Origin of the sequence: Methanothermococcus thermolithotrophicus DSM 2095, assembly GCF_000376965.1 — an archaeon.
Lineage (GTDB): Archaea > AGJL01 > Methanococci > Methanococcales > Methanococcaceae > Methanothermococcus > Methanothermococcus thermolithotrophicus.
In genome coordinates this window covers 126,269-150,520 of record NZ_AQXV01000055.1, presented here as the reverse complement: position 1 = coordinate 150,520, position 24,252 = coordinate 126,269, and the positions used below count along the sequence as shown (strand labels likewise).

The window sequence follows — 24,252 nt, the reverse complement described above, 5'->3', positions numbered from 1 at the left end:
TCAAAGCCCCCAATATATAATTCCTCTGCTTTCAACACCTTTTTTATCAAATTTTCTTTTAATATCTATTAAAATGCCATTTTCATTTAAACAATTTAAAACATCATATTTGGAAAATTCATTATGGTCCACAGCATAAATGACTACATCATATTTTCCTTTTGGTTTTTTAATGTTTTTAACTCCAAAAATTTCATCCTTATCTATTAATGGTTCAATTAAAACAATATTTTCAATACCAAAGTCTTTTAATTCATTGATTAATTCTTCAACCTTACTTTCCCTTAAATCTGGGACATTTTCCTTATATGTTCCACCAAATATGCAGATTTTTGTATCTTTAATTAATTTGTTATTTTTAATTAATAGTTTTACGACTTTATTTGCCACAAACAAAGGAACATTTTCATTTATCCTTCGTCCTGCTAAAATCAACTCAGGAATGTATCCTGCTTCAATGGACTTCGTTGCCAAATAATAAGGGTCTTCGGGAATACAATGTCCACCTACAAATCCAGGGTAAAATCTTAAAAAATTCCATTTTGTAGATGCCGCATCAAATACCTCTTTACTATCAATATTGAGTTTATCAAAAAGCATTGCTAGTTCATTAAATAATGCAATATTTATGTCCCTTTGGATATTTTCAATAACCTTTGCAGATTCCGCAACTCTTATTGATGAAGCAGGATAAACATTTGTTATTTTTCCATATGTTTCTAATAGCACATCTGTTGTTTCTTTATCGCATCCTGCAACAATTTTTGTGATTTTATCAATTGTATGGCTTAGGTCTCCAGGATTTATTCTCTCTGGACTGTATCCTATGTAAAATTCACCCAATTTCATACCACTTTCTTTTTCTAGTATTGGGAGGCAAAATTCCTCTGTGCATCCGGGATATGTCGTTGATTCATAAACTACAATTGCTCCCTTTTTCAAATTTCTACCAACAATTTTTGATGCACTCTCCAAAAATCTTAAATCTGGTTTTTTATCTTTTGTTGTCGGTGTTGGGACGGTTATGATGATAACATTTCCTTCTTTAATTCTTTTTTCATCATTTGTAAATATGATATTGTCATTAATTTTTTCAAAATCCTCTTTTTTAATTTCGCCAGTTCTGTCAATTCCGTTATTTAGTTCATTAATTCTTTTTTCACTTATATCAAATCCAATAACTTTAAAATGTTCTGCAAAACGAACTGCTAATGGTAATCCTACATATCCAAGTCCAATAACACATATTTTTGGATTTTTCATCGTTTTTCACCAATTTTATATCAGATATTTTTAACCCAATCCCAATTATTTTTTATCCAATTACAAAATCTTTTTAATCCTTCTTCAATTTTAACTTCTGGATTGTACTTTAATAACTCTCTTGATTTTGTTAAATCTGCCCATGTTTTTTCAACATCTCCAGGTTGAATTGGCATATAATTTTTTATCGCTTTTTTTCCAGTATATTTTTCAATCAAGCCTATGGCATATTCTAGCTCTGTTGGATTATCATTTCCTAAATTAAACACTTCATAATCAAAATCCTTTTCAATGGATGATAAAATACCGTTAACTATATCCGATACATAAGTAAAGTCCCTCATCATTTTTCCATAGTTATAAACGTCTATTGGTTTTTCCAGCAGGATATTTTTTGTAAATTTCCAGAACGCCATATCTGGCCTTCCCCATTCACCATACACTGTAAAAAATCTCAATCCAACCATTTTAGTACCATACAAATGATGATAAGTATGTGCCATGAGCTCATTAGATTTTTTTGTTGCAGCATATAATGAAACAGGATTATCTACCTTATCGTCCTCGCTAAAAGGGACCTTTTTATTCCCTCCATAGACCGATGAAGAAGATGCATAAACAACCTTTTCTATATCAAATCTTCTTGCAAGTTCAAAAATATTCAATGTCCCCAATAGGTTTGATTTTTCATAAGCCCAAGGATTCTCCAAGGAGTACCTCACTCCAGCCTGAGCTCCCAAATGAACTATTAAATCAATATTTTTGTCTTTTAAATTTTCAACTAATTTATCGTATTCTGAAAAATCTAACTTTATAAAATTGTAATTATCATATTTTTTTAGAATTTCATTTCTCTTTTCTTTTAGTAGTGGGTTGTAGTAATCGTTTAGATTGTCTATTCCAATTATATTTATATCTTCATAATTATCCAATATCCTTTTACACAGGTGAAAGCCTATAAAACCCGCACTTCCAGTCACTAAAATATTATTGTATTTCATTTTTTCAACCTTTTTTATCCCTCAACCGATCATCATGGCTATTGTTGATAATTCTGATTTTCATTTATAAATATTTTCAACTTCAACTTTCACCTAAGTTATAGTGGTGTGCAATTTTAACTAAACTTATTTCATACTATTTAAAATTAAATTGGGGTAAAAATTACTTTATTTAATTTAACGAATAAAGAAATATTCATGATAAATATCTGTAATTATATAGTTCGATAAGTCATGCACACCACTATATTCAAAAACCTTTAACCAAGGGTTCCCACCACCATCTATTGTTGATATACCATTCAACGGTAGCTTTTAATCCTTCCTCAAAGTCCATACTTGGTTTCCAACCGAGCTCCCTAATTTTTTCAGTGTTTATTGAATATCTAAAATCATGCCCTGGTCTGTCCTCAACAAAATTAATTAAGCTCTCTGGCTTATTCAGGTACTTTAAGATAAGTTTTACAACATCAATGTTTTTCCATTCATCATTTGCCGCTATGTTGTAAACTTCCCCAATTTTTCCTTTTTTCGAAACTAAATCTATAGCTTCGCAATTATCCAGTACATAGGTCCAATCCCTAATATTTGTACCATCGTTGTATATTGGCAATGGTTTATCGTGCATTGCTAAAAGAATCATCTTTGGAATAAGTTTCTCTGGAAAATGGTATGGCCCATAGTTGTTACTTGAACGGGTGACAATAACCGGAGCTCCGTATGTTTTATAATAACTCTTACAGAGCAAATCTCCAGAAGCCTTACTTGCCGAATAAGGTGATGAAGGATCCAATGGATCATCTTCCTTAAACGAGCCTTCAACAATACTCCCATAAACTTCATCGGTACTTATACTAACGAATTTATCTATATCATACTTTCTAACGTATTCCAATAAATTATAAACTCCAAGGATATTTGATTTAATAAAAGGTTCTGGGTCTTTTATTGAGTTATCAACATGAGTTTCTGCCGCAAAATTGTAGAGTATATCGACCTTTCCTATATTTTCTAAGTCTTTTGGATTTGCAATATCTCCTTTGATAAAAGTTATTTTATCTTTAATATCCTTTAAATTCTCAATTCTACCGGAATAGGTTAAGTTATCAAAAACAATTATCTCATCATGGGGGTATTTGTTAACCATCATTCTAACAAAATTACAACCGATGAATCCGGCCCCGCCTGTAATCAGTATTCTCACTGTTCCACCTTTTTCAATTATGTTATTTATTTATAATTTTATTATTTAACTAATCTTTCCAAATATTTTCCATAATCTGTCTTTAATAGTGGTTTAGCAAGTTTTAAAAGTTGTTCCTCGGATATCCACCCATTACGATATGCAACTTCTTCCAAACATCCGATCATTAATCCCATTCTTTTCTCTATTGAATAGATAAAATTACTTGCCTCTAAAAAGCTATCGTGGGTTCCTGCATCAAACCATGCCGTTCCCCTTGGTAAAAGCTTTACTTTTAACTTTCCCTTCTTTAAATATTCATTATTTACATCGGTTATTTCCAGCTCCCCTCTCCAAGAAGGCTTTATTTGTTTGGCTATATCAACAACTTCATTATCATAGAAGTACAATCCAATTACTGCATAATTTGAAGGTGGATTTTTTGGTTTTTCTATGATTCCTTTTACATTTCCATTACTATCAAATTCAACAACACCGTATCTTTCTGGATCTTTAACATACTGACCAAAAACAATCCCTCCTTTTTCTTTTGAAAGTTCCTGTCTTGCGTTTAATAAAAATCCAGTTAATCCACTCCCATATACGATATTGTCCCCAAGTATTAGGCACACATCATCATCGCCAATAAACTCCTCTCCGATTATAAATGCCTCTGCCAATCCTTTTGGTTCTAACTGTTCTTTATAGTGCAACCTTATTCCCAAATGTTCCCCGTTTCCCAATAATTTTTTATATTTTGGTAGCTCCTCTGGAGTACTTATAATTAGTATATCCCTTATTTTGGAAAGCATCAATATGGATAGTGAATAATATATCATCGGTTTATTATATATTGGCATTAGGTGCTTATTCCCAGCATAAGTTATAGGATAAAGTCTTGTTCCAGAACCTCCTGCTAAAATTATTCCCTTCACTGTTTCACCAACTATTTGGAGTTTTTTTATTATTTATATTCAAAATTGTTATCGGCTTCTTTTAATGTAGGATGATTTTTATCCTTTTCTGAAAGTATAGGGTCCTTTATAGGCCAATTGATGTTTATATATTCATCATTCCAGATAATTCCTGCATCGTCATTTGGGGAATATTCTGCAGTACATTTATAGGTTACTTCTGCCTCATCACTTAAAACACAAAATCCATGGGCAAATCCTTCTGGAATATATAGCATTTTTTTGTTTTCTTCCGATAGAATAACTCCTACATATTTCCCATAGGTTGGAGAACCTTTCCTTATATCTACGGCTACATCAAATATTTCTCCCTTTAGACATGTAACCAATTTTCCTTGAGCATTTGGATTTTTTTGATAATGCAGTCCTCTTAAGACTCCTTTTTTAGATTTGGAGCAATTATCTTGAACAAACATTTTATCTATTCCAATTTTAGAGAACTCACTATATTTGTAGGTTTCCATAAAAAACCCTCTATCGTCCTCAAAAACCTTTGGTTCTATCAATACAACCTCAGGGATTTCTAATCTTTTAAAAATAAAAGGCATTTTTTTCACCAATGTTTAGTATTATCAATTCCTTTTCATCAAGCTTTAATATACAATAAACTACTTATTAACTATAAATATAACTTTTTGCATTTTAATAAACACGTAATAAAAAAATGGTGAATAAATGGACAAAAAAATAGAGAAATTTTTAACAATTATATTGTCAATTCTACTTATTGCGTCCATTCTTACAACCGTATATCTTATTCACGCTCCAAAAGTGGGGGAAAGGTTTACAGAGTTTTATATATTGAATGAAAACCTAAAGGCATACGATTATCCAACCAATTTAAAATATAACGAAAATGCCACAATAATTATAGGGATAAGAAACCTTGAATACCGACCTATGAACTACACTGTTTTGGTATTTTTATCTAATAAAACATACGATTACAATGACACAGTATATTTGGATCAGGTGAATAATTGGAATGGATTTTTATCTTACAACTATGCCCTTTCAAAGAAAGTTCATTTAATCCACCATAATGAAACAGTGTTGATACCTTTGAACTTCTCAATAAACAAGACGGGGGTTCATAAAATAGAGTTTATCCTACTGGACGAATCTTCTGAATTAGGTTTGAAAAAAGTATATAGGGAGTTACATCTTTGGACGAATGTATCAAAAGACGAAAATAAAAGTTTAATTTAATCGGAGTGAGCGAAGCGAACGAAGAGCTATGAAATTACGAAGTAATTTCATTTAACTACCAAAGCTTTTCAAAGCTTTCAAGATAAAAGTGGGGACTAGGTTTTGAGATACTTTTCTTAAAGGTTTCTAGGGGGCTTTCATATGGCTATTGATAGTTATTTAATAAAAAAAATAGTAGGTTTCCTAAGTGTAATGTTGGGCTTAGGGTTTTTAATAAATGGATATTTAAACGATATATTTTATTTTATTAATCTTGGGATAGGTTCAATATTGATCGGAACGGTTATTTTAATATTTTCACATGAAAAATATTTAAAATACGATATAAGTTCAACCATCTTCAACGATTATATTGATTTAATAAGTAAACTAATAAAAAATTTGGAAATAAGTACAAAAGGTATTGTCATTCCTCCTCGACATAATATAAAAAATGGGGCCATATTTCTTCCATTAAATGAAGATTTTAAAATAAATTTTGCAGTAATAGATGATAATATTCTATTTGTAAATTCAGATAATAAGAAAGAAATGGGCATCGTGTTTTCTCCACTTGGAAAGGGATTTATCAACATGTTGGATAAACAGGGGGAAAGTATCGATGAAGTGTCAAAAGAAATATTTGATGAACATCTATCCTACGCCTTAAGTTTATTTGATATGGGGGATGATGTTAATATAAAATATAAAGATAGGGATATAACAATATCATATAAAATAAAAGAGAATGAAGCATGTAAGAAGCTTAAAAAAGAAAAATTATGCGAAAAGATTCCATGTCCCGTATGTGGTTTTGTAATTTTAGGTCTGGCGAGAAATTTGAATAAAGTGTTAAAGATAAATGAAATAAAACAGGAGAATAATAATGTAATTATTAAGTTATCAGTGATTGAACAAACTCTTTAAGTTTGTAGCTTCTTGAGATCGAAGCAAATCTTCGATTTGCTGACTCACGAAACCTTCGGTTTCGTCGAGTCGAAGCAAATTTCTTTGGAATTGAACAAAAATTATTTCATAATTTTTGTAGCTCCAACGAAGTTGGTGATTTGCTGAGAAACGAGAGAATTTAAAACCGAAGGTTTTAAGTCACCTTCGCTTTGCTCAGGTGATTGAATGAAGTATAAGTTGATATTTTTAATCCTATTGATTCCTTTTATAACTTTTATATCCATTTTTGTACGTGCAATTGATCTATATGTTACTTTGTTACTAATCGCTTTTCTTATTGGTTATGAACTATTTAGGCCTTACTTCTCTAAAAGAACACAGGAAAAACTCGAAGTAATAGTGTACTTGGGAATCATAATATTCATAATAATTGTATTTAAAAAAGTAATGGAAATTCTTGGTTAACTCAATCGTTAACTTTTTTCAAGTTATATATCAATAACATTATTCCAGAGAAACCTATAAGGATAGAACACTGAGATCTTGCATCACTTAATACATTGGGATATTGAACGTATAAAATGTAAAGAATTAATATTGGAATGGATACCATAGAAAATACCGTTAACAATAAAGTTCTATTGACTTCCCTACCAAAATTGAATGAAAATCCTTGATTTTCATAGCTCACCTTCACTTCGTTCAGGTGATTTAAGTAAATTGCGTACATTAAAAATAAAACATACACCAAGGTTGTCGATTCAATGGATTCTATCCCCAAATACATAAGAAGGTATGCAAAAATTAAAGGAGCTAAAAATACCAAATATTTTGTTTCAAATGATGTATCCCTTTTTAAAATAAGATCTAAACCCAGAATTGAAGGAACTATTAGATAGATTATAATATAAAGAAAATCATAAGAAAACAAATTTCCAATAACTATATTGTTTGAAGCATAAATTAAACATATTATATATGCCAATAATCCATAGACTTTTTTAAAATAGGAAATTAGAAAAGAAATTAGTAGGCCCAATAAAACATATTCGCTATTTAAAAAATTTAAAAATATAATGCCCTGAAAAAGCAAGAGAATCCTATACATGTTTTCTCCTTCTTAGTTTTTTAAGAATGTTATCTATTTTGTCATTACATGTTAAATCAACAACAGTAATGCCTTTATTTCTTAAGTTTTTAATGACTTTTTTCCTACTTAGGTAGTGATCATAAAGTAGTTTTAAAATTTCTTCGTCTATCTCATGTTCTTTAATGTTTAGAGATGGGGAGTAAACAGCATACACTATTATCTTAAATCCCTTTCTAGTTAACATATTTACACTTTTTAAAAAGGGAGATATATTTGTATCCAAATCTGTGAATATCATTACAGTCCCGGCGTTCATCTTGATAAGTCGTTTTGCACATTCAAAAATTCCAAAACATCCTTTTTTACTTTTAGATAAATATGAATGGAGTATAAAATCCTTGTTTTTATTGTCCTTGTATAGTGTTATAGGCGAAGGATAATACTTATCCAATAAAATAGGTTTGAGATTCAATAATTCCTTTTCCATTATATTTTTTAGCTTGTTTTTTTCCAAATATATTGACTTCAATATCCTGTAATCGTCGTGTATAAAAAGATGTTGATCGTTTTCGCTATCCGAGCTCTTTAAAAAACTCATCAAAATATCAGTTACATAGTTGATTTTATTTTTATTTTCATCAACACTTTTTCTCATACTATATCCTGCGTCTAAAATATAGTAAATAGGACTATCCCCTCTGTAAGTCATCTTTCTTACAATTAACTCGTTGATACATATGGATTTTTTCCAGTCTATTCTCTTAACATCCTCTCCAAATTCGTATTTCTTTAATTCGTCAATTTCAGGCTCTGTAATAAATTTAATTGTTGAATTTAACATTGCCTCTTTTTCAATACTATGTTTTAATCCTTCAACTGATGGCATCACTTGAAATACAAATGATTTAGAATAATAGTGGGAGTTTAATTCCATTTTATCAAATATATTTCCTTCCAACAGGATATTTAACTCTCCTTTCCTGTGGGGTGTTACTTCAACAAAATACTCCATATATTCCATGTTTTCGTCAAGTTTTTCATTTATCACCTTGATTGTTCCATTATTCGATTTAAATAACATGTATGGGATTATATTTTTTGAATATAGTTTAAAAAGAATAATTGAAGGATGATGTTCTTTTAATTTTATATTATTTGAAACCAAATCCCCTGAGAAAGGTCTTGATTTTTGGGATCCAACACTTTTAAAAAGGGTTGGGTCGTTAGGATTTTGCTCGATTAGGGAATATTTAACAGGAGAGGCTTTAAAAATCATGAGGTTTTTATGAAACATTTTTTCTGTAAAATAGGAGTATATAAATATAAATGCTCCCAGTAGGGTGGGGTATAGATTACTTAAAATATATCCATTGGCATAAAAAATTAATGCAGTTACCAAAAGTATTTTATTGTACAATGTTTTATCCATTAAATCCCCTTGATACCCTTATCTTGTTTATGGTATATATTGTTGGTTATTATGGTGCTTCCACAACCATATACTCGGTTTAAGCATAATTATCTATTAATTATCTAAAATCACCTTTTGGTACTTCTACATTGTTTACAATATCTTTTAATATTTCTTCTGTTGAACTCTCTTCCTCATAATCAACTACCAACCTATGAGAAAGAACTTTTAAAACATTGTTTTTTACATCATCTGGAATTACATATGTTCTACCATCCAAATAGGCATGAGCTCTTGCTACTTTTAATAAATGAACACCTGCCCTTGTACTTGCCCCTAATGTTATTCTATCATCTTTTCTTGTTGCAACAACTATGTCCCTTATGTAGGTCAATATTGGTAAAGAAACATGAATTTTTTTCACTTCATCACAAATACTATTCAATATTTCTTTGTTTACAATCGGTTTAACTTCTTCTTCGATTTCCATGGTTTTTAATTTTAGTACATTCAATTCATCCTCTTCATCCAAATAATCCAAGGATAATTTCATCATAAACCTATCCAATTGAGCAACTGGCAGTGAATAGGTACCTTCAAACTCTACAGGGTTTTGAGTGGCAATAACGATAAAAGGTTTTGGTAAATTGTATGTTTTTTTACCGACCGTGATACTGTTCTCTTCCATACTTTCTAACAATGCAGATTGGGTTTTTGGAGACATTCTGTTTATTTCATCCACTAAAACAAGGTTAGCAAATAATGGACCTTCCATAAATTCGAATGTTCCAGATTGTAACTTATAAATATCCCCTCCGGTAAGATCTGAAGGAATTAAGTCAGGTGTCCCCTGTATTCTAGAAAACTTTAAATTTATACATTTTGCAAATGATTTTGCCATTGTGGTTTTTGCCAAACCTGGGAGCCCTTCAATTAATATATGCTCATTTGATATCAAACACATGAATAGATCGCGAATAACCCCATCCATTCCTACGATATTTTTTTTTAGTTCGTTTCTAATATTTTGGAACACATTCATAATTTCACTTTAAAAATCTTGTTGTTTTTTTTAACTATTTAGTTAATTCAATTTATAATACACTATTCTATTTTACTTTATTTTATCTAATATCTTATAAACTATATCCTTGCTCATATTATATTTTTCTGCCATTTTAAAAATTTCACTTTTTTTGTTAGATTTCATACTTGAGCTCTTCTCCTGTATTTTAGATATGACCTTACGAAGGATCGAACTAGATAGGATTTTATTAAAGATATTGCCAATATTTTCTGTTATGGTACTAATTAACAATATGAATATCGATAGATACATAATAGAAGTTGGAAGGATGTTATTTTTCACAGTTATTGTTACTATATTTTGAGGATTTACATCAGAATGATGAAACTCATCGATATATATTATCTTATTTGTGTAGTTAAAGTACGATTTTAAAAACTCATTATTGTATGTAAATAAAGTATTTGTAAATAGATCAGGATCTGAAATTAAAATTATTTTTCCATTCCCGTATTTTTTCTCTATTATTATAGGATAAGATCTCTCACTTAATGGAATTGGGTACTTATTTACGTTACTTGAGGAACTTGAAGAGAGTATGGTCTTCCCATCCCCATCTATTGATGTTGGGTTATTTAACACTACATAACTATCAAATATATTACTATTCCCTATTGCAATAGGTCCGGCTAAATCGTAAAGTGGTTTTTTCAAGAATCTATTTGATACATTCATCGATTTCAAAAGGGAGTTTCCCTTGTTAAAGTCATCTGCGACAACAAGAATATTTCCGGCATATACGTAATTTCTTAAAAGGTGCCCTTCATCCTCAGAGAACTCCACATCTGGGCCTATTATAAACAAAATTGAATTATCCCTTAAATTAGAATATGGATATATTAACGGTTTTATAGTATTGCTATTGTGCATTAATTTTAAAAAGTTAGAACACCCATTTTCTTGGGTGTTAAATATACTGTAAGTTTGGGTAGTTTTAATGGTAGGAATTAATAACGGCATAGTAACAAAACCAACCAATATCACCATTAAAATTATATAGTGTTCTATTTTCATATACGCACCCTAAAGTTTACTTCTAAAATTTTTAAATGAAGTTTATAAAATAGTTTTTTATTGTTACACTTCTGGTATTTGCACTATTTATGGTTTGATATAGTTAAACTTAATTTTTTTATGGAAGTTAGTTTAATTTATTAATTTAAATTTTTAAAATAAAAAAGTTTATATATTATAAATACATATGTCTGCTTGTTGACAGGAAATATATTTCCGTGTAATTAGCATAATATGGGAAATATATTTCCGAACTAAATAATTAAAACCAGGGGTGTTTGTAATGAGTTTTGATGAAATTGCACCAGATGCTAAAAAAGTAGCAATTTATGGAAAAGGAGGTATTGGGAAATCAACCACAACCCAAAATACCGCAGCAGCACTTGCATACTTTTTCGATAAAAAAGTTATGATTCACGGATGTGACCCAAAAGCAGATTCAACAAGAATGATTCTCCACGGAAAACCACAGGATACCGTTATGGATGTACTTAGGGAAGAGGGGGAAGAGGCGGTTACTCTTGAAAAAGTAAGAAAAATAGGATTTAAAGACATATTATGTGTAGAAAGTGGTGGTCCAGAACCTGGTGTAGGATGTGCAGGTAGAGGGGTTATTACTGCAGTTGATATGATGAGAGAGCTCGAAGGATACCCTGATGATTTAGACAACTTGTTCTTCGATGTCCTTGGGGACGTTGTATGCGGTGGTTTCGCTATGCCGCTTAGAGACGGTCTTGCACAGGAAATCTACATTGTTACATCAGGGGAGATGATGGCATTATATGCCGCAAACAACATTGCAAAAGGTATCTTAAAGTACGCTGAACAGTCTGGAGTTAGACTTGGAGGTATAATCTGTAACGCAAGAAATGTCGATGGTGAAAAAGAGTTAATGGATGAATTCTGCGATAAACTTGGAACCAAATTAATCCACTACGTTCCAAGGGACAACATTGTACAGAAAGCTGAATTCAACAAAATGACCGTTATTGAGTTCGATCCAGAATGTAATCAAGCAAAAGAATACAGAACTCTGGCAAAAAACATTGATGAAAATGACGAACTTGTGAAACCAACTCCAATGACTATGGATGAATTGGAAGAATTAGTTGTAAAATACGGATTAATTGACTTATAATTTGTAAAAATGAAAATTAAATTAATTAATGACTCCGCTATTAATTTTTAATAACTGATATGGTGACATAATGAAGATGATAAAGGCAATTGTTAGGCCAGATAAAGTTGATGATATTGTAGATTCCTTAGAAAACGCTGGTTATCCAGCATTTACAAAAATAAACAGTGTGGGAAGAGGTAAGCAAGGAGGATTGAAGGTTGGTGAAATATTCTACGATGAATTGCCAAAAACCATATTATTAATTGCTGTAAATGACGACGAAGTAGATGAAGTTGTGGGATTGATAAAATCTTCAGCCAGTACTGGAAACTTTGGAGATGGTAAAATCTTCATCCAACCTATTACTGAGGCATATACAATTAGAACCGGAGAAACAGGAATTTAATAGTTGGTGAAGTTATGAAGGAGGTTATAGCAATAATAAGGCCCAATACAGTTTCAAAAACTGTAAAAGCACTTGATGTAGTTGGTTTTCCAGCAGTAACAATGGCCGAGTGCTTTGGAAGGGGAAAACAAAAAGGATATTTTTCAGCAAATCTACCTGAGATTGTTGATATCCAAAAGATCATAGAAGAAGGAGAAAAGGAAGGAAGATTTATCAAATACATTCCAAAGAGGCTGATATCCATAGTGGTGGACGATGCTGATGTTCCTTTGGTTGTTGGAATAATCTCAAAAGTAAACAGAACAGGAAGTTTTGGAGATGGACGTATATTTGTTTTACCAGTGGAAGAGGCCATTAGAGTAAGGACCGGAGAAACTGGAGAAATAGCCATAGGAAACTAAATTAGTATAAAACGATCAGTGAATCAAAGAAACAGTGGGAAATCAAAAAAGTTATTTACGGGAGCGAAGCGGAGGTTATCCCTCCAAGAATTACTCGATTTCCCAATTTTCAGCCCATTTTAACATATTGGAAATCGAAGGTTCCCATATATCTTATGCTTCGCTAACGCTCAGAAAAGGTGAGAATATATGCCATACATATTATTAGATTGTGATAAATTTATTCCAGAAAGAATGAAACACACGTATGTTTACGATCCTGAAGAAAATATTCTTCCAGCATGTAATACCAACACAGTTCCAGGAGACATGACTGAAAGAGGCTGTGCGTTTGCTGGATCAAGAGGTGTGGTTGGAGGGCCTATAAAAGATGCTATTCACATGGTTCACGGACCGATAGGATGTGCCTACTACACCTGGGGAACAAGAAGGGCATTATCTGATAACGAATTCCACAGAAGATACTGCTTCTGTACTGATATGCAGGAATCAGATATCGTATACGGCGGTGAAAAAACACTGGAAAAAGCATGTCTTGAAGTCATGGAGGAATTCCCAGAAGCTAGCGGTACATTCATATATACAACATGTCCTACGGCATTAATCGGGGATAACGTAGATGCAATAGCAAGAAATATTGAAAAAGCTACAAAAAAACCTGCTATTGCTATTAACAGCCCTGGTTTCTGTGGTGTATCTCAGTCTAAGGGTCACCACGTTTTCAACATGACATTCTACAAATGGTTGAAATTAAAAAGAAAGGAATTCCCAGAAAAATGTATGCCTGAAGAGGAAAAAACCCCTTACGATGTAGCTCTGATCGGGGACTACAACATGGATTGGGATGTTGCAGTTATCAAGCCATTACTTGAAAAAATTGGATGCAGATATGTGACAACATTCACTGGAAATGCATCATTGGATGAGCTCTTCCAGTTAATGGATGTTAAATTAAACATAGTACACTGTCAAAGATCAGCTGAGTATATTGCCCAGATGATAAATGATGGATTTGATATACCATATACAAGAGCTACATTCTTTGGGCTGTCAGATATAGCTGAATCACTTTACGATGTTGCTAAAGCTCTGGATTTACCAAAAGAAAGAGTTGACCAGGTTATAAAAGAAGAAATGGAAGCCATACAACCTAAACTTGACTACTATAAGTCAAAATTGGAAGGAAAAACCTGTATGGTATATGTCGGGGGACCAAGAACCTGGCACTGGATAAAAGCTATGAAAGATCTTGGGGTCGAATACGTTGCTGCATGCTGTACATTCTCCCACACAGATGATTATGAAAAGATGAACAAGAACTTCAAAGAAGCTGGAATAAAAGACATATTAGTTATAGATGCACCAAATGAACCAGAACTTGAGGAAGCAGTAAAAACACTTGATCCAGACTTTATGCTCGTAGGATTAAAAGAAAGATACTTATTCAGAAAATATGGAGTTCCAACAATTAATTCCCACTCTTACGAAGAAGGTCCATATGCAGGTTACAGAGGATTTGTGAACTTTGCAAGAGACGTTTACAAAGCGGTATGCCACCCAGTATGGAATGTGTTAAAAGAAGGTGAGGATAAATTCAAAAACTTTAAAGGGGATTTAAATGAGTGAAGTCAACGCAGGCGAAATCTGTTACGTAAAAAAACAGAGAAAAGGAACAATTAATCCAAACAAAATATGCCAACCGATAGGAGCAATGTGGGCAACAGTTGGTGTAAAAGGTACAATTCCATTTGTTCAAGGTTCCCAGGGGTGTACCACCTATGTTAGGTATGCATTCAACAGACACTTTAGGGAACCTGTATCTATAGCTACAGCATCTTTCCACGAACATGCTGCAGTATATGGTGGTATGAGCAACCTTGTTGATGGTTTGACTAACTTGGTAGCAAGGTATGATCCATATTCAATATCAGTAATTACAACGTGCTCCTCTGAAACCATTGGGGATGATATAGAATCATTCATAAGGGCGGCTAAAAAGAATATTGCCAAAAAATTAGGTGAGGAAAAGGCAGAACTACCAATCATTCCAATCCACTGTCCATCATACCAGGGGAGCCACGTCACAGGATATGACAATGCAGCAAAGGCTTTCATCAACTACCTTGCAAAAAAAGATGATGAGAAAGAACCCCATAAAATAAACATTATTCCAGGATTTGGTGTTAACCCTGGAGATATACTTGAGATAAAGAGAATGCTTGAAATGTTTGGATTAAAGGATCGTGAAGATTACTCAGTATTATTCGATATAAGTGAAACTCTCTACCAACCACTTAGAGAACCGCTTGGTGAAATACCACACTTCCCAAGACTTGGAACTGAATTGGACGAATTCGTAGATTCTGCAAATGCAAAAGCTACCTTTGCCCTATGTAGAACTGCTGGAGGAGCTGGTGCAGAAATACTCAGAAGAAGATACAAAGTTGATGCATATTATGGATTGCCAATAGGCTTGAAGAACACCGATGACTTCGTAATAAATGTTGCAAAGGTCACAGGGAAAAGTATTCCAGATAAGCTCCTTGATGAAAGAGGTAAACTTATAGATGCAATTGCTGATACCATACATTATACAATGGATAAAAAAGTAGGTATATTCGGTGACCCGGACTTCGTAGTTGCAGTAGCAAGATTCTGCTGTGAAATTGGGATGAAACCGGTTGTTGTAAATACACAGACACCTTCAAGAACATACCAAAAAGAAATGGAAGCTATTGCCAAAGAACACAATGTTGGCATTGAAGTGCAGTTCTCAGACCTTTGGGACTTTGAGAAGTCAGTTAAAGAGAAGGAAGTAGATTTACTCATAGGACACCCAAGAGGTGGAGTACCAATAGCCAAAGATATGGATATTGGACTTGTTAGAATGGGATTCCCAATATACGATAGAGTTGGGCACTTTAGATGGCCTATGGTAGGATATATGGGAACTTTAAGATTCTTTGATGATATAGTAAACACAATACTTGATACGAAAGTCCCATGGGATCAAAAACAACAGTAATTAGTAAAAAAGGATGATATCATGTCTGATATGAAGATTAGATTGGCGAAGTTCTATGACAAGATGGGGAGAGCAGTAAATGATGGCGATGAATTTGTGTATGCCACATTTCAGATAGGAAAAGAAGATAAACCAGTTGAAGGGGATGTACTCGTACAGGTAACCAACCTTAAAGGAATTCCCATAATTGTAGCAAAATACATCATTGAGAAATACGGCTATGGTGGTTATGGAAAACCAAAAGATGTAGGTAGTCTTGATGATGTTAAAAAATTTGGAGTTCCAGAAGAAACCATAGAAGAAATAAGGAACATTTGTAAATCCAAAGGTATTGACTGGATCTAATGCTTGGATATGCTACAATTACGATGTGCTGCAATAATTCATAACTGATTCATAACTGCCACTTTTTCCCTATTGGTGAAACCTCTGGTTTCACATTTTAAATATTAATATTATTGTGAGAATTTACCTGCGAGAAATGTTGGTTATTTGAGTATTATGTTTATCATGATTATTAATTAAAGATTATTTAAAAGGTTATTAATAAATCGTGTGATACTATGCCTTACAAAGTACTTAACTGTGACAAAGAAAGACCAGATCGAACTATGCACTGTACTGTTAAAAGTGAGGATGCTGTTATCCCAACCTGTTCTAAATTCACCTTACCGGGTGATTCTAGTGAAAGATCATGTGCATTTCATGGATGCAGGGTAGTAATATGTAACCAAATAAAAAACGTGGTTCATCTAGTACATTCTCCCATGAGCTGTGCATACCATTCATGGGATTACCGTTCCCAATCATACGGATACGGATTTACAACAGATCTTCAAGAAAGCGATATAATATTTGGTGGTGAAGAAAAGTTATTTGAAGCCATATTAAAGGCTGCAGAGGAGTTCAATCCTGATGCAGTTTTTGTATATGAAACATGCACTCCAGCACTAATAGGAAACGATATACAATCTGTAGCAAAAAAAGCCAGTGAAAAATTAGGGATACCAGTACTAGCTTTTAATTGTGCAGGTTTTAAAGGTGCAAATCAGAATGCTGGGCATAAAATAGCAAACGAACAGCTCTTTCAATTAATAGGTACCCGAGAGTGTGAAACCACACCTTACGATGTAAATCTTATAGGAGATTTTGGTGTAAAAGATGCAAAGGTTATAGAGGAAATGTTGGGTAAGATAGGAGTTAGAGTCTTATGCTCATTTACAGGTAATGCATCTATTGACAAAATAAGGGTCATGCACAAAGCAAAGGTCAACATCGTACACTGCATGAAAAGTTCAATGAATTTAGCCAAAATGATGAGGGAAAAATATGGAATTCCCTATGTGACTGCAAATTTCTTTGGTATTGAAAGCTGTTCAACTGCGCTGAGACGAATAGGCATGGTTCTTGGGATAGATGAAGAGAAAATTGAAAAGGTTATAAGTGAAAATCTAGAACAAGTGAAACCAAAATTGGAGTTCTTTAAGGAGAAACTTGAAGGTAAGAAGGTCTTTATATGTCACGGTGCTCAGAGGGTTCTTCACTATATCAATCCTCTTAAAAATGACCTTGGAATGGAAATAGTAGGAATAGCCACTTACTTTGGAAATGAAGAAAATTACGAGAAAATACTTAAGAGGGTTCCAGAGGGGACCATCATAATTGACAATCCAAATACTCACGAGCTCGAAGAGATAATACTTGAATGTAAACCTGATATATTCGTATCCGACAATAAAACAAGGCAGCTCCTATACAAACTTGGAACTCCATTCATATACGGAAGGGGGATAAAAAGAAGTTATGTAGGATTTGATGGCTTTGTAAATTTTGCAGAGGAAGTTTATGGAACGGTTAACTCAAAGGTCTGGAAACTTATACGATAATTTAGTGAGCCATAAAACTGTAGATTGTGAAATGATTAATGTGATTAATGTCGGGAAAGGGTTATGAGGTGAAATTATTTCAATCGAAGTTATTAACGAAGAAAAAAGATCACTAACTGTGAATTCCCCAAAAATGGATCAGTTGTTGGGGGGAGTATTTGCAGCACTTGGCATATATAAAACCGTTCCACTTATTCATGGTTCCCAAGGATGTGCCAGCTATGTAAAGAGTATAATAACAAAACACTTTAAAGAACCTGTTGAAATTGCCACTACGGGTTTTTATGAAGTTTCGGCAATATATGGGGGCAGAGATAACCTGATCTATGGTATTAAAAATATTGTAAAAAACAAACAGCCGGATTTAGTAGTGGTGATGACAACAGGTTTAAGTGAGACTATTGGTGAGGACATACAAGGTGGATTAAAAAAAGCCACTGAGGACCTTAGCAAGTGTCACGGTAAATCTACAGGTACTGCAAGCACTTCTAATACGGCCAAGTTCTGTAAATACGATGAAACGAAACCATGCAACTGTTCAAATCAAAATCATAATGGACAGAGAGGCTGCGAACGTAGAAAATCACGTTGCGGTGAGACGCAGAAAAGATGTGAGGGTAAAAAATCAAAGTCTTCAGCCAACGTTGTTGCAGTAAGTACCCCATCTTATGTAGGCACCCACATAAATGGATATGACAGTACCCTAAAAGAAATTATCAAGGCACTTGTAATGGAAGAAAAAAATAAAACTGGCAGATGTGGAAAGGGCAGTAGTGGCAAATGCAACCCTTCAGGACGTTCAAATAAAATAAATATAATACCTGGAGTGGTGAATCCAGGTGATGTTAGAGAAATAAAACACATATGCAGGGAAATGAACATATGTTACACCCTGCTTACAGATATTACCTCACTTGACCGTCCATTGAGACGTCCAAAGGAAAAGTTTCCAGAATGTGAAACAACAGTTGATGCCATAAAAAGAGCTCCGAATTCAAAGGCCACAATATCATTTGGAATCGAAGGTATTAGTGGGGCAAAATATCTTGAAAACTTTGGGGTTACATCCTACAATCTAAAGTTCCCAATAGGAATTGAAAATACAGATAACTTTGTAAAGACATTATCTGAAATATCAGGTAAAGAAATTCCAGATTCCATATGGGACGAGAGAGGCTATGCAATAGATGCCATGGTAGATGCAAACGGTGTTTTGAGAAACAGAAAAGTTGCAATATTTGGTGATCCAGATAAAGTTATAGGTTTAACAGATTTTGCATTTGAAATGGGAATGAAAGTCATAGCTGTCCTTTCTCCTACTAAAACTCCATATTTCACCTCTGAAATGGAAAGAATATCAAGGGAGAATGATGTAAAAATCACCGTATTTGAAAATGGCGATTTATATCAGCTCCATAAGTTCATAAAGAAAAATCCTATCGACCTGATTATCGGGGATTATAGGGGAAGATATATAGCAAATGAAGAAGAAATACCTTTGCTTAGGGTTGGATTCCCAGTTATCGATAGGTACGGATACCATAGGAAACCTATGTTAGGATATAGTGGAGCATTGAGAATTGCAGAAGATGCTGCAAATCTCTTGGTAGGATCATCAGAAACCTATAAAACTTTACACATTTGAGCCATTTGAGCAAAATTTATTTTTGCGAATATCTTTTATTTTAAGATATTTTTACTTTTATTTTTTATTTTTTAACAACTATATATTGTATTTAACAATATAAAAAGGTTTTTAACCGTTTTTTGGGGAAAACGACTAATCTTTGTATTTTTCAGCTAAAATATGGAAAATAATATATACCAAAAAATATTAGTTAGCAATTATATTAAGTTAGTATCTGTATAAAATAGTAATTAATATTAATTAACATATTGTAAAAATGATGAATTTTGAAAAAATAAACGATATCGACAATAAAATACCCCAGTATCGAAAAGTTTATATAATATTATTATATATCATGTGATAGGAAAGAGATTTCCTTTATTATGTTATAAAGTAGGAAATATACTTCCGATTAAAATATGGGGGATATTGTGAAAAAGGCATTATTGCTTATATTGGGTGTTATCGTAGCATTTTCTGGATGTGTTGATAATCAACCAGATGTAAAAATAACAAACTTTGAAGATCTAGGAAACGATGGAGTAACAATATCCATAGGAAACCCAGATCACGTTCCAGCAGGAAAATATGCGGTCAAAGTCATAGATAACTTGAAAAGATCGAATCCAGAACTTGCAGATAAAATATTAAAAAACGTGGTTTCAAAAGATGCCAATGTTAGGGCAGTTTTGGATAAAGTAGTTTCAAAAGAAGTGGATGCAGGATTTGTTTATAGAACCGATGCGTTTATGGAAAAAGATAAAGTAGAAATCATTACAATTCCAAAAGAAATTAATGTAGTCCCTGAATATCCTATTGCAGTATTAAAAGACAGTGATAATAAAAAAGAATCAAATGAGTTTGTGAAATTTGTTCTTTCAAAAGAAGGGCAGGAAATACTAACAAAATATGGGTTTGTAAGTCCAATAGATAACCCAAAACCTTACAGTCCTGAAAAAATTGAAGGAACTATTGTAGTTTATGCTGCTGCGTCATTAACAGATGCATTTAAAGATATAGGAAATGAATTTGAAAAAGAGACAGGATGTAAAGTAAAATTATTATTTGCGAGCTCAGGTTCTCTGAGGCAGAAAATAGAAGGTGGAGCAGTAGGTGGAGAAAGTGGAGCAGATGTATTTGCTTCAGCAAGTTTAAAACATATGAATCTTCTTGAAAATGAAGGATCTGTAGAAGACCACACCATATTTGCAAAGAATGAACTTGTAGTTATAACTCCAAAACAATAATTCCAAAGAATATCCTGCAAAACAAGTGGTGGACATGCGACTAATAATCTTTAGATTTTTGATGGGGCTAAGTATTGGTGTATTTATTTTATTGGTAATCATGCCCTTTGTGGCATTATTATTCAACATATTTTCAAGCCCTTTAGATATGACTATTGATTACCAATCAATACTACGTCCCTTAATTTTAAGTGTAACTACTTCTCTTGTATCAACGTTAATCTCACTTTTTGTTGGGATTCCACTGGCATATATACTCACTTACAAAAAATTTCCACTGAAAGAAATATTTGATACCATTGTTAACCTCCCTCTCGTAGTACCTCCAACTGTTGCAGGATATTTGCTTTTAATAACTTTTGGAAGGTACGGATTGGTGGGATACCCACTACATGTATTGGGGATCACGATAATGTTCACGACTTTTGCAATTGTTATGGCCCAGACGTTTGTAGCCCTTCCTTTTATGGTTAGAAGTATTAGGGCTTCTCTTCAAGATATATCTCCGTCATTAATTGATGCTGCAAAAACACTTGGTGCAAGTGACTATGAAATATTTAAGGAGATAATTTTGCCTTTATCAAAAGCTGGAATTATATCTGGAATAATATTGACTTATGCCAGAGCAATAGGAGAATTTGGGGCCACAGTGATGGTCTGTGGGCTTTTAGACACCCTACCTATAGCAATATTCAATAACGCATTGAGTGGAAACAGAGACATTGCAAATATCCTATCATTAATTCTAATTGTTATATCGTTTGGAATTCTGGCGTTATTTAAAAGAATTGCAGCCAAAGATTGAGGTGGGATATATTGGATATAAGTGGTAAAATACGGTGGAACTTATGATAGAAATTAGTAATGTATCTAAAGGACTAAATGGGCAAGAAATTTTAAACGACATAAATTTAAGTGTAAATGATAACGAAATAATGGTTCTATTAGGACCAAGTGGTTGTGGAAAAACCACCCTTCTAAAAATTATAGCAGGATTGGTAAAACAGGATACTGGCAACATAATAGTTAACAATACAGTGATAAATAATCTCCTTCCGCAGAAAAGAAATATAGGGTTTGTTTTCCAGGAGTACGCCCTATTTCCACATAAGAATGTTTTTGAAAATATAGCCTTTGGACTAAGAATAAGGAAGATGCCAGAACATGAGATTAAAAATAGAGTAAATGAAATAATGGGAGCTCTTGAAATTGAGCATCTAACGAATAAAAAAATATCTCAACTGAGTGGTGGACAGAAACAGAGGGTTGCACTAGCAAGGGCTTTGGTAATAAATCCCGATGTTTTACTATTGGATGAGCCATTAAGTGCTTTAGATCCAGTTTTAAGGGAAAAGTTAAGGGAGGAATTAAAAATCACACTGAAAAAATTGGGGGTTACTGGAATCTATGTGACCCACGATTTAACAGAAGCCATGTTGTTGGGGGATAATGTTGCAGTAATGAATAAAGGAATAATTCAACAGATTGGAAAGCCTGATGAAATATTTTATCATCCAAAAAACGAATTTGTTGCAAAATTTGTTGGGGTAAAGAATATTTTGAAAGGAACAGTATTAAAATTAGAAAATGACACTGCAATAGTGGAAATAAATGGTAATAACAATTCAAAAACATCGTTTAAAATAAGAGTTAGGAAATATCCAATATTCGAAACCAGAAAAGAGATATCCCTATGCATTCATCCAGAGGATGTTGTATTGGATAGGGTTAAAACCGGAGATGTTGAAAATCAAAGAATTAGGGAGCTCCTTACATCATTTGGAAATAACACAATAAGGGGAAAGGTTATCGACATAGTTCCAAATGGTTCAGTATTAAAAGTTGCTGTAGATATAGGTAGTATGGAGATGTATGCAATTACCACAAGAAATTTATTGAAATACGATATAAATGATGAAGTATGGGTTTCATTCAGTAAAGATGCCCCCCACCCAATGTGTGGTAAAAAGTGCAAATCTAAAAATCGAAAATCTTCATGTAAGTGTAAAAACTGATTCAAAAATATTTTATATATGTTTTCATCTACCATAAATTAATATTTAGGAGGTATACAATGTCAGCCATAACAATCAAAAAAGATATAGACGAGATTAAAAGGAAGCTAACTGAAAAAAATACTGAAGTTTTAATGGTAATAGGTTGCGGTAAATGTGCAAAGATCAGTAAAACTGGAGGTCCTGATGAAGTAAAAGAGATGAAGAAAATATTAGCTGAAAATGGGTTCAAAATATTTGAACATGATGAATTACCTGATTCCTTAGAAGATAGTTTATGCAAATACGATGCTGTTAAGGCATTGGCAGAAGATGTTGGAGGGAGCTCCTTTGATTCCATATTGGTACTTGCATGTGGGGCAGGTTTAAAATGTGTTGCAGATAATTTTGAAAATAAAAAAGTGATTTCAGGGTTAAACACCATAGGAGTGGGCATAAAAGACAAACTCACATGTATTGCATGCGGTGATTGTAGTTTTGATGACGGCATGTGTAAAAGATTGGCAATACTTGAAGAGATAAATGAAAATTTGAAAAAATCATATTTTAATTAATTTTATTTTAATATATTTCGCAAGAAGTCCCTTTCTATAAGAGAGACGTAATTCACAAGGACCTTTTAAAGAATTCATCATATTTATTGATATCATCTTTTTCAGGGCTTTTATTTCCATAATACACTTTTTCAAATATTTCTGTTATTGTTTCTATTCCCTTAATGTTACCATACCTATTGCATATCTCTCTTGGAGTTAGGGATTTATGGGCATTTAGTTTACTAATAAACCTGCAGTATGCTTTAATTATGCCCTCAACATATTTTTTATTGGTTATTAAACTTACAAACATGGGATAAATATCCACTATTTCTTTTTTAATGGCTTCAAATGTATTATTATCATTTATACTATCTACTATTGTGTTACCTCTTTTATATCCTCTTTTAATGAATCCCGCAATCACAAACAAAATAAGTGATATGCTCAAAAGCCACATGTTGTTATTTTTACCGATTAATCTCGAATTTAAATCATACTCAAAAAATGTCCCTGTATTTATAAAATATTCAACAGAATGTAATCTCATCTGTTCAAGTATCTTCGTTGGAATGGTTATATTTGATTCCATCATCTCTTCAATGTCGTTATATTCATGTGTTTTTTTATAATAGGTTGCCAAATGCACAACATAGTTTATCTCATGATTGTCAAAAATATTTTCAATAGGGACTTTATCTATATCATAAAATGTTATATTATCTAACAAATGGTCTATTCTCCAAGTGTTGGAAAAACTTCTTTTAAGAATTATTACCTCATAATTTTGATTTATTAATTCCTCTAATAAATGACTTCCTATGAACCCAGTGGCTCCTGTCAGTAGTACTGTTTTGGACATTATC

At 32.7% G+C, this 24,252-nt stretch carries 25 protein-coding genes; 15 read left to right on the top strand and 10 right to left on the bottom strand.

The annotated features are described in order from the left end of the window. The 5 genes from F555_RS0108475 to rfbC all read right to left on the bottom strand — a co-directional run bounded on the left by F555_RS0108475 (position 1) and on the right by rfbC (position 4,969). Positions 1 to 1,263, bottom strand: coding sequence for a nucleotide sugar dehydrogenase (locus tag F555_RS0108475; protein WP_018154797.1), 1,263 nt, complete (start codon positions 1,261 to 1,263; stop codon positions 1 to 3). A gap of 20 nt (positions 1,264 to 1,283) precedes the next feature. Beyond that, positions 1,284 to 2,264 carry an NAD-dependent epimerase/dehydratase family protein gene (locus F555_RS0108470; RefSeq protein WP_018154796.1) on the bottom strand — a complete coding sequence of 327 codons (981 nt, stop codon included), beginning with the start codon at positions 2,262 to 2,264 and terminating at the stop codon, positions 1,284 to 1,286. Between the two features lie 250 nt (positions 2,265 to 2,514). After that, on the bottom strand, positions 2,515 to 3,468 hold the full coding sequence (gene rfbB / locus F555_RS0108465) for a dTDP-glucose 4,6-dehydratase (protein WP_018154795.1): 954 nt from the start codon (positions 3,466 to 3,468) through the stop codon (positions 2,515 to 2,517). 41 nt (positions 3,469 to 3,509) lie between these two features. After that, positions 3,510 to 4,382, bottom strand: a complete 873-nt coding sequence (gene rfbA / locus F555_RS0108460) for a glucose-1-phosphate thymidylyltransferase RfbA (protein ID WP_018154794.1) — start codon at positions 4,380 to 4,382, stop codon at positions 3,510 to 3,512. A gap of 29 nt (positions 4,383 to 4,411) precedes the next feature. Then, complete coding sequence (gene rfbC, locus F555_RS0108455; RefSeq protein WP_018154793.1) at positions 4,412 to 4,969, bottom strand: dTDP-4-dehydrorhamnose 3,5-epimerase; 558 nt, start codon at positions 4,967 to 4,969, stop codon at positions 4,412 to 4,414. A gap of 127 nt (positions 4,970 to 5,096) precedes the next feature. Between rfbC and F555_RS0108450 the strand changes: the two genes are divergently transcribed. The 3 genes from F555_RS0108450 (at position 5,097) to F555_RS0108440 (ending at position 6,983) form a co-directional block, all read left to right on the top strand. Then, positions 5,097 to 5,630: a DUF1616 domain-containing protein gene (locus tag F555_RS0108450; RefSeq protein ID WP_018154792.1), complete on the top strand. Its 534-nt coding sequence runs from the start codon at positions 5,097 to 5,099 to the stop codon at positions 5,628 to 5,630. A 141-nt stretch (positions 5,631 to 5,771) separates the two neighbouring features. Then, positions 5,772 to 6,536 carry a hypothetical protein gene (locus tag F555_RS0108445; protein ID WP_018154791.1) on the top strand — a complete coding sequence of 255 codons (765 nt, stop codon included), beginning with the start codon at positions 5,772 to 5,774 and terminating at the stop codon, positions 6,534 to 6,536. Between the two features lie 207 nt (positions 6,537 to 6,743). Next, positions 6,744 to 6,983, top strand: a complete 240-nt coding sequence (locus F555_RS0108440; RefSeq protein ID WP_018154790.1) for a hypothetical protein — start codon at positions 6,744 to 6,746, stop codon at positions 6,981 to 6,983. Position 6,984: 1 nt separating this feature from the next. On the opposite strand, the gene F555_RS0108435 is transcribed toward F555_RS0108440, so the two are convergent. From F555_RS0108435 to F555_RS0108420, 4 genes are all read right to left on the bottom strand, one after another. Next, positions 6,985 to 7,626: a hypothetical protein gene (locus F555_RS0108435; protein WP_018154789.1), complete on the bottom strand. Its 642-nt coding sequence runs from the start codon at positions 7,624 to 7,626 to the stop codon at positions 6,985 to 6,987. Beyond that, a complete protein-coding gene (locus F555_RS0108430; RefSeq protein ID WP_018154788.1) occupies positions 7,619 to 9,037 on the bottom strand; it encodes a DUF58 domain-containing protein in 1,419 nt (472 codons plus the stop codon). Before F555_RS0108430 ends, F555_RS0108435 begins: the two co-directional genes overlap by 8 nt. Positions 9,038 to 9,137: 100 nt before the next feature. Then, on the bottom strand, positions 9,138 to 10,061 hold the full coding sequence (locus tag F555_RS0108425; protein WP_018154787.1) for an AAA family ATPase: 924 nt from the start codon (positions 10,059 to 10,061) through the stop codon (positions 9,138 to 9,140). 72 nt (positions 10,062 to 10,133) lie between these two features. Then, complete coding sequence (locus F555_RS0108420; RefSeq protein WP_018154786.1) at positions 10,134 to 11,120, bottom strand: DUF4350 domain-containing protein; 987 nt, start codon at positions 11,118 to 11,120, stop codon at positions 10,134 to 10,136. Between the two features lie 283 nt (positions 11,121 to 11,403). Here F555_RS0108420 and nifH point away from each other — a divergent pair, with 283 nt between their 5' ends. From nifH to F555_RS0108360, 12 genes are all read left to right on the top strand, one after another. Further along, positions 11,404 to 12,258 (top strand): nitrogenase iron protein, encoded by an 855-nt coding sequence (nifH, locus tag F555_RS0108415; RefSeq protein WP_018154785.1) that lies wholly within the window; start codon positions 11,404 to 11,406, stop codon positions 12,256 to 12,258. Positions 12,259 to 12,328: 70 nt separating this feature from the next. Next, positions 12,329 to 12,646, top strand: a complete 318-nt coding sequence (locus tag F555_RS0108410) for a P-II family nitrogen regulator (RefSeq protein ID WP_018154784.1) — start codon at positions 12,329 to 12,331, stop codon at positions 12,644 to 12,646. A 14-nt stretch (positions 12,647 to 12,660) separates the two neighbouring features. Then, a complete protein-coding gene (locus F555_RS0108405) occupies positions 12,661 to 13,047 on the top strand; it encodes a P-II family nitrogen regulator (RefSeq protein WP_018154783.1) in 387 nt (128 codons plus the stop codon). 189 nt (positions 13,048 to 13,236) lie between these two features. Then, positions 13,237 to 14,673: a nitrogenase component I subunit alpha gene (locus F555_RS0108400; RefSeq protein ID WP_018154782.1), complete on the top strand. Its 1,437-nt coding sequence runs from the start codon at positions 13,237 to 13,239 to the stop codon at positions 14,671 to 14,673. Beyond that, positions 14,666 to 16,072 (top strand): nitrogenase component 1, encoded by a 1,407-nt coding sequence (locus F555_RS0108395; RefSeq protein ID WP_018154781.1) that lies wholly within the window; start codon positions 14,666 to 14,668, stop codon positions 16,070 to 16,072. Before F555_RS0108400 ends, F555_RS0108395 begins: the two co-directional genes overlap by 8 nt. 21 nt (positions 16,073 to 16,093) lie before the next feature. After that, positions 16,094 to 16,417 carry a hypothetical protein gene (locus F555_RS0108390; protein WP_018154780.1) on the top strand — a complete coding sequence of 108 codons (324 nt, stop codon included), beginning with the start codon at positions 16,094 to 16,096 and terminating at the stop codon, positions 16,415 to 16,417. A gap of 218 nt (positions 16,418 to 16,635) precedes the next feature. Beyond that, the gene (locus F555_RS0108385; RefSeq protein ID WP_018154779.1) at positions 16,636 to 17,958 is read left to right on the top strand and encodes a nitrogenase component 1; all 1,323 of its coding nucleotides are present in this window, start codon (positions 16,636 to 16,638) and stop codon (positions 17,956 to 17,958) included. 133 nt (positions 17,959 to 18,091) lie between these two features. Beyond that, positions 18,092 to 19,603 (top strand): nitrogenase component 1, encoded by a 1,512-nt coding sequence (locus tag F555_RS09260; RefSeq protein WP_018154778.1) that lies wholly within the window; start codon positions 18,092 to 18,094, stop codon positions 19,601 to 19,603. A 416-nt stretch (positions 19,604 to 20,019) separates the two neighbouring features. After that, on the top strand, positions 20,020 to 20,835 hold the full coding sequence (modA, locus tag F555_RS0108375; protein WP_018154777.1) for a molybdate ABC transporter substrate-binding protein: 816 nt from the start codon (positions 20,020 to 20,022) through the stop codon (positions 20,833 to 20,835). A gap of 34 nt (positions 20,836 to 20,869) precedes the next feature. Further along, positions 20,870 to 21,640 (top strand): molybdate ABC transporter permease subunit, encoded by a 771-nt coding sequence (gene modB, locus F555_RS0108370; protein WP_026183025.1) that lies wholly within the window; start codon positions 20,870 to 20,872, stop codon positions 21,638 to 21,640. A gap of 43 nt (positions 21,641 to 21,683) precedes the next feature. Beyond that, positions 21,684 to 22,850 carry an ABC transporter ATP-binding protein gene (locus tag F555_RS0108365; protein ID WP_018154775.1) on the top strand — a complete coding sequence of 389 codons (1,167 nt, stop codon included), beginning with the start codon at positions 21,684 to 21,686 and terminating at the stop codon, positions 22,848 to 22,850. A gap of 59 nt (positions 22,851 to 22,909) precedes the next feature. Beyond that, positions 22,910 to 23,404, top strand: a complete 495-nt coding sequence (locus tag F555_RS0108360; RefSeq protein ID WP_018154774.1) for a hypothetical protein — start codon at positions 22,910 to 22,912, stop codon at positions 23,402 to 23,404. A 52-nt stretch (positions 23,405 to 23,456) separates the two neighbouring features. On the opposite strand, the gene F555_RS09255 is transcribed toward F555_RS0108360, so the two are convergent. Further along, complete coding sequence (locus tag F555_RS09255) at positions 23,457 to 24,248, bottom strand: NAD-dependent epimerase/dehydratase family protein (RefSeq protein WP_018154773.1); 792 nt, start codon at positions 24,246 to 24,248, stop codon at positions 23,457 to 23,459. Between the last annotated feature and the right edge of the window lie 4 nt (positions 24,249 to 24,252).

Coding starts and splice junctions, on each gene's coding strand:
- F555_RS0108470 (WP_018154796.1), bottom strand. CDS start 2,264: ATGAAATACAATAATATTTTAGTGACTGGAAGTGCGGGTTTTATAGGC.
- F555_RS0108430 (WP_018154788.1), bottom strand. CDS start 9,037: ATGGATAAAACATTGTACAATAAAATACTTTTGGTAACTGCATTAATT.
- F555_RS0108385 (WP_018154779.1), top strand. CDS start 16,636: ATGCCTTACAAAGTACTTAACTGTGACAAAGAAAGACCAGATCGAACT.
- F555_RS0108440 (WP_018154790.1), top strand. CDS start 6,744: ATGAAGTATAAGTTGATATTTTTAATCCTATTGATTCCTTTTATAACT.
- F555_RS0108445 (WP_018154791.1), top strand. CDS start 5,772: ATGGCTATTGATAGTTATTTAATAAAAAAAATAGTAGGTTTCCTAAGT.
- rfbC (WP_018154793.1), bottom strand. CDS start 4,969: ATGCCTTTTATTTTTAAAAGATTAGAAATCCCTGAGGTTGTATTGATA.
- F555_RS0108475 (WP_018154797.1), bottom strand. CDS start 1,263: ATGAAAAATCCAAAAATATGTGTTATTGGACTTGGATATGTAGGATTA.
- F555_RS0108450 (WP_018154792.1), top strand. CDS start 5,097: ATGGACAAAAAAATAGAGAAATTTTTAACAATTATATTGTCAATTCTA.
- F555_RS0108420 (WP_018154786.1), bottom strand. CDS start 11,120: ATGAAAATAGAACACTATATAATTTTAATGGTGATATTGGTTGGTTTT.
- F555_RS0108360 (WP_018154774.1), top strand. CDS start 22,910: ATGTCAGCCATAACAATCAAAAAAGATATAGACGAGATTAAAAGGAAG.
- F555_RS0108395 (WP_018154781.1), top strand. CDS start 14,666: ATGAGTGAAGTCAACGCAGGCGAAATCTGTTACGTAAAAAAACAGAGA.
- nifH (WP_018154785.1), top strand. CDS start 11,404: ATGAGTTTTGATGAAATTGCACCAGATGCTAAAAAAGTAGCAATTTAT.
- F555_RS0108435 (WP_018154789.1), bottom strand. CDS start 7,626: ATGTATAGGATTCTCTTGCTTTTTCAGGGCATTATATTTTTAAATTTT.
- F555_RS09255 (WP_018154773.1), bottom strand. CDS start 24,248: ATGTCCAAAACAGTACTACTGACAGGAGCCACTGGGTTCATAGGAAGT.
- F555_RS0108405 (WP_018154783.1), top strand. CDS start 12,661: ATGAAGGAGGTTATAGCAATAATAAGGCCCAATACAGTTTCAAAAACT.
- F555_RS0108410 (WP_018154784.1), top strand. CDS start 12,329: ATGAAGATGATAAAGGCAATTGTTAGGCCAGATAAAGTTGATGATATT.
- F555_RS0108365 (WP_018154775.1), top strand. CDS start 21,684: ATGATAGAAATTAGTAATGTATCTAAAGGACTAAATGGGCAAGAAATT.
- modB (WP_026183025.1), top strand. CDS start 20,870: ATGCGACTAATAATCTTTAGATTTTTGATGGGGCTAAGTATTGGTGTA.
- F555_RS0108400 (WP_018154782.1), top strand. CDS start 13,237: ATGCCATACATATTATTAGATTGTGATAAATTTATTCCAGAAAGAATG.
- F555_RS09260 (WP_018154778.1), top strand. CDS start 18,092: ATGGATCAGTTGTTGGGGGGAGTATTTGCAGCACTTGGCATATATAAA.
- F555_RS0108425 (WP_018154787.1), bottom strand. CDS start 10,061: ATGAATGTGTTCCAAAATATTAGAAACGAACTAAAAAAAAATATCGTA.
- F555_RS0108390 (WP_018154780.1), top strand. CDS start 16,094: ATGTCTGATATGAAGATTAGATTGGCGAAGTTCTATGACAAGATGGGG.